The organism is Bdellovibrio bacteriovorus, assembly GCF_001592755.1.
In the GTDB taxonomy this organism is placed as follows: domain Bacteria; phylum Bdellovibrionota; class Bdellovibrionia; order Bdellovibrionales; family Bdellovibrionaceae; genus Bdellovibrio; species Bdellovibrio bacteriovorus_E.
The window spans coordinates 354,910-363,379 of the sequence record NZ_LUKF01000019.1 but is presented as its reverse complement, the minus strand read 5'-3'; the positions used below and the strand labels follow the sequence as shown (position 1 = coordinate 363,379).

9 protein-coding genes are annotated in these 8,470 nt (G+C 45.3%); 4 read left to right on the top strand and 5 right to left on the bottom strand.

Features of this window, described 5'->3' with window-relative positions; genetic code table 11:
- Nucleotides 1-106 precede the first annotated feature (106 nt).
- The 4 genes from AZI85_RS16450 to AZI85_RS16435 all read right to left on the bottom strand — a co-directional run bounded on the left by AZI85_RS16450 (nt 107) and on the right by AZI85_RS16435 (nt 3,377).
- Nucleotides 107-916 (bottom strand): peptidylprolyl isomerase, encoded by an 810-nt coding sequence (locus AZI85_RS16450; RefSeq protein ID WP_063245055.1) that lies wholly within the window; start codon nt 914-916, stop codon nt 107-109.
- Nucleotides 917-969: 53 nt separating this feature from the next.
- Nucleotides 970-1,497 (bottom strand): lysophospholipid acyltransferase family protein, encoded by a 528-nt coding sequence (locus AZI85_RS16445; RefSeq protein ID WP_253696540.1) that lies wholly within the window; start codon nt 1,495-1,497, stop codon nt 970-972.
- 128 nt (nt 1,498-1,625) lie between these two features.
- Nucleotides 1,626-2,594, bottom strand: a complete 969-nt coding sequence (locus tag AZI85_RS16440; RefSeq protein ID WP_063245054.1) for an electron transfer flavoprotein subunit alpha/FixB family protein — start codon at nt 2,592-2,594, stop codon at nt 1,626-1,628.
- 9 nt (nt 2,595-2,603) lie between these two features.
- A complete protein-coding gene (locus AZI85_RS16435; protein ID WP_063245053.1) occupies nt 2,604-3,377 on the bottom strand; it encodes an electron transfer flavoprotein subunit beta/FixA family protein in 774 nt (257 codons plus the stop codon).
- Between the two features lie 183 nt (nt 3,378-3,560).
- Between AZI85_RS16435 and AZI85_RS16430 the strand changes: the two genes are divergently transcribed.
- The 3 genes from AZI85_RS16430 to AZI85_RS16420 are packed head-to-tail and all read left to right on the top strand — an operon-like array spanning nt 3,561 to nt 6,947.
- On the top strand, nt 3,561-4,220 hold the full coding sequence (locus AZI85_RS16430) for a succinate dehydrogenase cytochrome b subunit (RefSeq protein ID WP_063245052.1): 660 nt from the start codon (nt 3,561-3,563) through the stop codon (nt 4,218-4,220).
- 11 nt (nt 4,221-4,231) lie between these two features.
- Entirely contained in the window at nt 4,232-6,148 is a 1,917-nt protein-coding gene (locus tag AZI85_RS16425) for a fumarate reductase/succinate dehydrogenase flavoprotein subunit (RefSeq protein ID WP_063245051.1), read from the top strand.
- A 10-nt stretch (nt 6,149-6,158) separates the two neighbouring features.
- Nucleotides 6,159-6,947 (top strand): succinate dehydrogenase/fumarate reductase iron-sulfur subunit, encoded by a 789-nt coding sequence (locus AZI85_RS16420; RefSeq protein WP_063245050.1) that lies wholly within the window; start codon nt 6,159-6,161, stop codon nt 6,945-6,947.
- A gap of 98 nt (nt 6,948-7,045) precedes the next feature.
- Here the strand turns inward: AZI85_RS16420 and AZI85_RS16415 are convergent, their stop codons facing one another.
- Nucleotides 7,046-7,687: a cysteine hydrolase family protein gene (locus AZI85_RS16415; RefSeq protein WP_253721038.1), complete on the bottom strand. Its 642-nt coding sequence runs from the start codon at nt 7,685-7,687 to the stop codon at nt 7,046-7,048.
- Between the two features lie 70 nt (nt 7,688-7,757).
- Between AZI85_RS16415 and AZI85_RS16410 the strand changes: the two genes are divergently transcribed.
- On the top strand, nt 7,758-8,426 hold the full coding sequence (locus tag AZI85_RS16410) for an SGNH/GDSL hydrolase family protein (RefSeq protein ID WP_063245049.1): 669 nt from the start codon (nt 7,758-7,760) through the stop codon (nt 8,424-8,426).
- The last annotated feature ends 44 nt before the right edge of the window (nt 8,427-8,470 follow it).

The window sequence follows — 8,470 nt, the reverse complement described above, 5'->3', positions numbered from 1 at the left end:
TCTTTTGGTAACTGGAAGGACAACCCGCCAAGGTGAAGGCCATTAAAATAAAAAGCCCCGTACTTGCGGGGCTCTTTAGAAATTTCATAAGAAATATTCCTTATTATTATCTGATCGCACTCTTATTTTCTTTGATTGAGTACGATTTTTTCAACTTATCGAAGTATTCGTTGAAGATCTGTTTTCTTTTTTCATCGAAAACAGCCGCTCTGATTTGACGCTTATTTGCGTTCTCAAAGCTTCTACGTCCTGTCAGCTTAATGATGTGGAATCCGAACTGAGATTCGATGAGCCCCTTGATTTCACCGACTTTCATGGATGCCGCCGCTTCATAGTAACCAGGAACAAGAGTTACACGAGATTGCCAGCCGATGTCACCACCTGCTTGCTTAGAAAGAGCATCGTCAGAGTAAAGTTTAACAAGCTCTTCAAATGGTCTTTTGCTTTTCTTAACTTCGTCAAAGATCTCTGTCGCACGCTTTTTAGCTTCAGCTACTTGCGCCGGAGTCGCACCTGGTTTGAATTCAATCAAGATGTGGCTTGTGCGAAGCTCTGGGTTCTTTGCGTACCATGCTTGCATCTCTTTATCAGAAACTTGGATTTTTTGGATGCGAGGACCAAGGTCTTTTTCAAGAAGAGCTTTGTACATCTCTTGATTGAAGCGTTCTTGGACAATAGGGTCTTTTGCTAAACCGCGTTTTTCAGCCTCTTGAAGGCCCGTTTCGTAACGGATCAAGTCTTCAAGGAAAAGTTCTTTTGTAGGTGGATTGATCGTTTGAGAACGAACCTCGTTGTACTTTTTGTTAAACTCTTCAACGGTGATAGATTTTTTTCCAACCTGAGCCACAACATCCGTGGATTTTTGCGCATAGGAGTTCACAGAGATGAGCATCAAGATGCTTAATAGAAGTTTCATACTTTAAAAGTCCCTTTAAAAAGTTGAAGACAAGTCACCCTAAAACGCTAGCACTAGGCATCATTATCCGCAATGAATTTAAGAGCTTGCTGTCTCGCGTGGTGCAAAAGCCCCTCTAACTCTAGAGCAAGGTCTGGGTTTCTTGGATCGACTTCACGAGAGATCGCCGTCATCGGTCCGACCCAGTAGATGATCACTTTTGCGAAGGGTTTTGGAAGAAAAGTTTTGTTCCAAGATTTTGGAAAATGAATCGCACGATCACACGCAACTCCCGCCGCGTAAATCGGACCAGAAATCATGCGTGAGATTTCAAAAACTCCGGGCTTCACTTTGTGTAACGGACCCTTAGGGCCATCTACTGCAAAGCTGCAATTTCCCCCGTCTTTTATTAAACGCAAAAGACCTTTAAGGGCCTGCACTCCACCGCGCGTGGAAGAGCCTCGGCTGGTTTTTGCGCCCAACCATTTTAAAACTGTTGCCATCAACTCTCCGTCTTTGGATTGTGAGGCAATGGTAGCGATGCGATAGCGTTTTACGATGGATAAAAGAGCGAGTTCATCACCATGCCAATGCGCTAGCACCACAGGGTTCTGAGTTTCTAAGGAATTTTTTAGGGAATCTGGTTCGATAAGCCGAACCCTCCATGTCCATGAGAGGGTTCGGTAGAAAACAAATACAATAATCGGAAGAATGTATTTTCTAAACACGATTAGTGGTGAAGAGCCTTTTTAAACTCTTCAGTGAGTTTCGGAACGATTTCAAGAGCATCACCCACGATACCGTAAGTCGCCTTTTGGAAGATCGGAGCGTTTGCATCGTTGTTGATAGCAACGATAACTTTAGAACCACTCATACCTGCCAAGTGTTGAATCGCGCCCGAGATACCCACCGCGATGTACAAAGTGGGAGCTACTGTTTTACCAGTTTGTCCTACTTGCATGCCGTGACCAACCCAGCCCGCATCAACTACGGCACGTGAAGCACCTACTGTCGCGCCAAGAACGTCCGCAAGATCATGAAGAACTTTGAAGTTCGCTGCGTCTTTTAGGCCGCGTCCGCCACTCACGATGATGTTTGCTTCCGTCAAATCAAGCTTTTCACTAGCGCCTTTAACGATCTCTTTGATCAAAGTTTTAAGGTCTGGTTTTACAGCCGCTTGTTCAACAACGTTTGCAGATTTAGAAGTGTCTGCCGCCGCCACCGGAAGTTGATTTGCACGCATCAAAACAATCTTTACAGAGCTGTTTTCAAAGTTGGCTTTAGCAAAACATTTTCCAGAGTACATTGGTTTTGTCGCTGTGACGTTATCGCCAGAGATATTAAGCTCTGTACAATCACTTGCAATCCCCGTGTTCAAACGAGCTGCCACACGTGGGAACAAGTCACGACCTGTGGAAGAAGCAGAAGCAAGAAGGATGGAAGGTTGAACTTTTTCAACAACAGACACGATGTTTGCTGTGAAAAGCTCTGGATTGTATGAATCCAAAGAAGCGTCTTTAACAACGTGAACTTCGTTCGCGCCATTTTGAGCGGCCGCAGCTGTAACATCACCTGCGTGAGAACCGAAAACCACTGCAACAACAGTGTTTCCAGATTTAGCCGCTGCTTGAAGAAGTTCAATAGAGCTGCGTTTTAGATTTCCGTGAGATTGTTCAGCAAAAACTAATACTTTTCCCATGATTTACCTCTATAGAACTTTCGCTTCATCGCGAAGAAGTTTAACTAGTTCAGAAGCTTGCGCTGAAGAATCGCCCGCTAGCATTTTTACTGGCGGCTTTTCAGCAGGAAGTGCGAAGCCAGAGTATTTAACTTTGATGTCCGAAGCAGGAATGTTCAAAGAAGCAAATTCAATCTCTTTGATCACTTTTTTCTTCGCCTTCATGATGCCTGGAAGACTTGCGTAGCGAGGCATATTAAGACCTTTGTTCGCTCCGACAACTGCGGGAGTCATCATTTGTACAACTTCTTTTGCTCCACCTTCGATATCGCGCTCAACAACAACGTTTTCACCGTTGAAAGCAAACTTCGATACCACAGTTGTGTGAGGAACATTCAAGAACTCAGCAAGCATTTGGCTGACTGAAGAGGCATTGTCATCGATCGCCAATTTACCGGAGAAGATAACTTTAGCGCCGCCCTCAGCTTTGATAACTTCGGCCAAAGCCTTAGCTGTAGAAAAATTGTCTAGATTTTCAGCATTTACAACGATCGCTTCGTCAGCACCCATTGCCAAAGCTGTTCTTAGAGATTCAATGACGCGAGTCTTAGAACCTACGCTTAGAACCCATACTTGGGAGCCAGCATTGGCATCGCGAAGTTTCACAGCTTCTTCAACTGCATACTCGTCATAAGGGTTCAAAACCCATTTAATTCCCGCCGTATCGATTCCGTTTTGGTCGGGAGTGATTTTAATCTTTGTTTCGGTGTCGGGCACCTGCTTGATACACACAAAAATCTTCATGTTTTTACCCCGTATTTTAGAGGTTTTGTTCTATCGCAAGTCTAGGAAAGGCAAAACTAAATTCCATATTTAACGTGTCGCGATACATGACGGGTGTCATAGACAAATCCAGCCCCCGAGGAGTAAGTTCAATTGTAAACTTATTGAGAAAATACAATGTAATAACACAAGGGGTTTTTCACCATGTCTGGATTTCTCGGTTCAACCGTCGGGAAAAAATACATAATGGGAATCTCTGGTCTAGTATGGGCAGGTTTTGTACTCGCTCACATGGCCGGAAACTTATTAATCTTCGTCAGTCACGATGCATACAATGCTTACGGACACGCGATCACAAGCGGCAACTTACTTTACGTTGCAGAAGCAATTTTGCTTTTAGCCTTGTTCACTCACGTATTTATGGCGTTTTCTTTGACGGCACAAAATAGAGCGGCCAAATCATCGCGCTATGCTGTGGCTGCATCAGGTGAAAAACGAGTGAGTCTTGCTTCTCGCACAATGGCGATTCAAGGCTCATTAATCCTGGTCTTCATCATTCTCCACTTGATCACTTTCAAATACGGCACTCACTATGAAACAACAGTGAATGGCGTTGTGATGCGTGACCTTGCACGACTGATGGAAGAAGTTTTTCAAATGCCAGGCTACGTGATCTGGTATGTGGTGGCTTTGATTCTTCTTGGCTTCCACTTAAGTCACGGCGTGGGCTCTTCGTTCCAATCTTTGGGATTGATGGAAGGTTCTTACCGCGGTCTTTGGAAAAAACTAAGCTACACATACGGCATCATCGTGGCTTTAGGTTTTATCGCTCAACCACTTTACCTTTTCGTGTTTGCACACTAAGGAGCAGATAAATGGCTAACAAATTAGATAGCAAAATTCCTAGTGGCTCTATTGAAGACAAATGGACCAAATCGAAGTTCGATTACAAACTAGTTAATCCTGCCAACAAAAGAAAACACTCTATCATCGTTGTCGGAACAGGTCTTGCGGGTGCATCTGCAGCCGCATCTTTGGGTGAACTTGGATACAAAGTAAAAGCGTTCTGCGTGCATGAATCTCCTCGTCGTGCCCACTCTGTGGCTGCTCAAGGTGGTATCAATGCCGCGAAAAACTATCAAAATGATGGTGACTCTACTTACCGTCTTTTCTACGACACGGTTAAAGGCGGCGACTTCCGCGCGCGTGAAGCTAACGTTTATCGTCTAGCGGAAGTGTCGGCGAACATCATCGACCAAATGGTGGCGCAAGGTGTTCCATTTGCACGTGAGTACGGTGGTACTTTGGCGAACCGTTCTTTCGGTGGCGCGCAAGTGTCTCGTACATTCTATGCTCGCGGTCAGACAGGACAACAGCTTCTTTTGGGTGCGTACTCAGAGATGATGAGACAAGTTGATGCAGGCACAGTTGAGCTTCGCACTCGTCGTGAAATGTTGGACCTTGTTATCGTTGATGGAAAAGCCCGCGGCATCATCGTACGTAACTTGATCACAGGCGAAATTGAGTCTCATGAGGCCGATGCGGTTGTTATCGCAAGTGGTGGTTACTCAAACGTCTTCTTCCTTTCAACAAACGCGATGGCTTGTGCCGTGACGGCGGCTTGGAAAGCCCACAAACGTGGTGCTTACTTCGCCAATCCTTGTTACACACAAATCCATCCAACGTGCATCCCGGTTCACGGAGAAAACCAATCAAAACTAACTTTGATGTCTGAGTCTCTTCGTAACGATGGTCGCGTTTGGGTTCCAAAAGCCGTTGGTGACAAACGTCATCCTAACGACATCCCAGAAAACGAACGCGATTACTATCTAGAGCGCGTTTACCCTTCATTCGGTAACTTGGCTCCTCGTGACGTGGCTTCTCGTCAGGCGAAATATCGCTGTGATGAAGGTCGCGGTGTGAACGAATCAGGAAAAGCGGTTTATCTTGATTTCGCTGATTCGATCAAACGTTTAGGAGAAGAAAAAATCTCTGAACGTTACGGCAACTTGTTTGAGATGTACGAAAAGATCACAGGTCAAAATCCATACAAACAACCGATGATGATCTACCCTGCTCCTCACTACACAATGGGTGGCTTGTGGGTGGATTACAACTTGGAATCAACAATTCCAGGCTTGTTCGTCGCGGGTGAAGCTAACTTCTCTGACCACGGTGCGAACCGCTTGGGTGCTTCTGCATTGATGCAAGGTTTGGCAGACGGTTACTTCGTTCTTCCATACACTTTGGGTAACTATCTTGGATCTACGAAGCTTGAAAAAGTTTCGACGACAAATGACGCCTTCAAAGCGGCTGAACACGGCGTGAAACAAGAGATCTCTAAGCTTATGAACATCAAAGGCAACCGCACAGTTGATAGCTTCCATAAAGAGCTAGGCAATATCATGTGGGAATACTGTGGCATGGGTCGTAACGAAGAAGGTCTTAAAAAAGCTCTTCAGGAGATTCCAAAATTGCGTGAGGAATTCTGGCAAAACGTGCGCATCCCTGGTGATGCAAACTATCTGAACGTTGAACTTGAAAAAGCAGGACGTGTTGCAGACTTCATGGAACTTGGCGAGTTGATGTGTCGTGATGCTTTGGAGCGTAAAGAGTCTTGCGGCGGTCACTTCCGTGAAGAATACCAAGTTGACGGTGAAGCAAAACGTGACGACGCGAACTTCTGTCACGTGGCTGCGTGGGAATACACAGGCGAAAACAAAGCCTCTGTGCGCCACACTGAAGAATTGAAATTTGAAAACGTACATCTAGCAACTCGTAGCTATAAATAAGAGGCGTAACATGGCTGGAAAAACATTGAATCTGACTTTAAGAGTGTGGAGACAAAAAGGTCCTAAAGACCAAGGTGGCTTCGTGGATCTGCAAGCTAAGAATGTGTCCGAAGACGCTTCTTTCCTTGAGATGCTGGATGCTGTGAATGAAGAGCTTGTAGGTAAAGGTGACGAACCTATCGCGTTTGACCACGACTGCCGTGAAGGTATCTGTGGCGCGTGTGGTTTTGTGATCGACGGTGAAGCTCACGGTCCAATGAAATCAACAACTGTGTGCCAACTGCACATGAGAAATTTCACGGACGGCGCGACTTTAACGATCGAACCTTTCCGTGCACAAGCTTTCCCAGTTATTAAAGACTTGATGGTGAATCGTTCTGCGATGGATAGAATTATCTCTGCAGGTGGTTACATTAGTCAGAATGCGGGCAATGCAGTTGATGCGAACGCTATCTTAGTTCCGAAAGCAGACGCTGATGAGGCTATGTCTTCTGCGACTTGCATCCAATGCGGAGCTTGTGTAGCAGCTTGTAAGAACGCTTCAGCCGCACTATTCACTTCAGCAAAAATTTCTCACATGGCTTTGCTTCCGCAAGGTCAGGTTGAAAGAAAAGAGCGTGCGATTCGCATGGTCGCTGCAATGGATGCGGAAGGTTTCGGCGCTTGTACAACGACGGGAGCATGTGAGGCGGCTTGTCCTAAGGACATCCAATTGACAAATATCTCTCGCATGAATCGTGAATTCCTTGTGGCAAACGCGACGAAGCGTGAAAAACACAGTGATGGCGGCGCAGGCTAGTTATTAATTAAAAACTATAAAAAAAGGGAGTCACAAGACTCCCTTTTTTTGTTTTAGGTAAAGACGCGTTGAGGATCTCCACAGAAAAATGAAACGACTTAAATAATAGTTGTCCGAGTAGCAAAGCTCGTTCGGAACAACGCCTCGTGAGCTAGCGTGTCTGGATCGTAACAACAATCTTGCACAAGATAGAGACGGTAATCAGCATCGCTGGCCCAAGCTACGCTGGAGAAAAGCACTCCACTACTCGCGATGCCTGCCATGACTAGTGTATCAATTCCTTGAGCTCGCAGATCCTGATCCAACTTTGTAGAATGAAAGACACTCGCTCGTGGACAAGCGTAATGCCCATCGTTTGGCTTTACATCAAGCCCGGCGACAGGAGTGGGCTCGCGAAACAATCCCATCTTTTGAATATTCATTGTCAGCATGTTCTTTTCAGTCACCGACTCGTAATGAGGACCCAGTGCAAAGTTAGCAAAGATCACAGGACGTCCTGTCGTGCGCCACGCTTTAATCAGGGCGTTGGCGCGATCAAGCATATCTGGCGGCAAATGTCCCGCCAATGCGGCAAATACATCCGCTTGAAAATGCATCATCAATAAGGCCGCCCGACTTGTATCTATATTTTTAAAGTCCATCATGTTCTTACGATACACCGATATGATCTTTAATACAGCAAGACGTTCTCTTGTGTTTCTTTTTAATCGGCGGCATCCTAAAAGCATGAAGATGTTCATTATATTAATTTCTTGTCTGTTCTTTTCCTCACCCACACTAGCAGGAACGCTTATCATAGGTGATTCACATGTGGTCGGACCTTTTGGCGAACATCTTCATAAATATTTCAACGAGGTTGCTCAGGAAAATGTGCGCACCGTGGGGCTTGCCGGCGGTACGGCTCGTTCATTTACGGATCCTTCTGAGGCAAAGCGCACTTTAAGTTTCGGTTTTGCTGATCGAAAAAATGAGAAGCAAAAAACCGTGTCTGGCGGCACGAAGGCCACAGCACCTTTATTGTCGGATCTTTTAGAAGAAGAAAAACCCCAAAGAGTCATCATTGAGCTGGGTGATAATTTTGCTGATTATAAAACACCGAATGCGCAATCAGACAAAACTGTGATAGCGCAAGTAAAGCAAATCACCGAAACATTGAATAAAAATAAATTCAACGGCAAGTGCTATTGGGTCACGCCCACGTGGACAGACAAAGCGAATTCAAAGCCCTATTTTAAATCAAATATGCGATTGACTCGAGTCATTGAAATCATCAGGAGCGAAGCAGCTCCTCGTTGTCAGGTGATCGACAGCACCACTGAAATCGGTATCGGTGAAAATGATATCAAAACGACTTCGGATGGACTGCACTTTGATTCTAAAAACGGTGCAAAATGGGCGCGTGGCGTTGCTGATAGAATTCGCGAAATCGAAGCCAGCACAAGCAAATCCGGTGCTAAAAATCCTGCCGGTGTAAAATAATATTATAAATTTTAACCTTTAAACTCTGCATCGAAAGTCGTCTC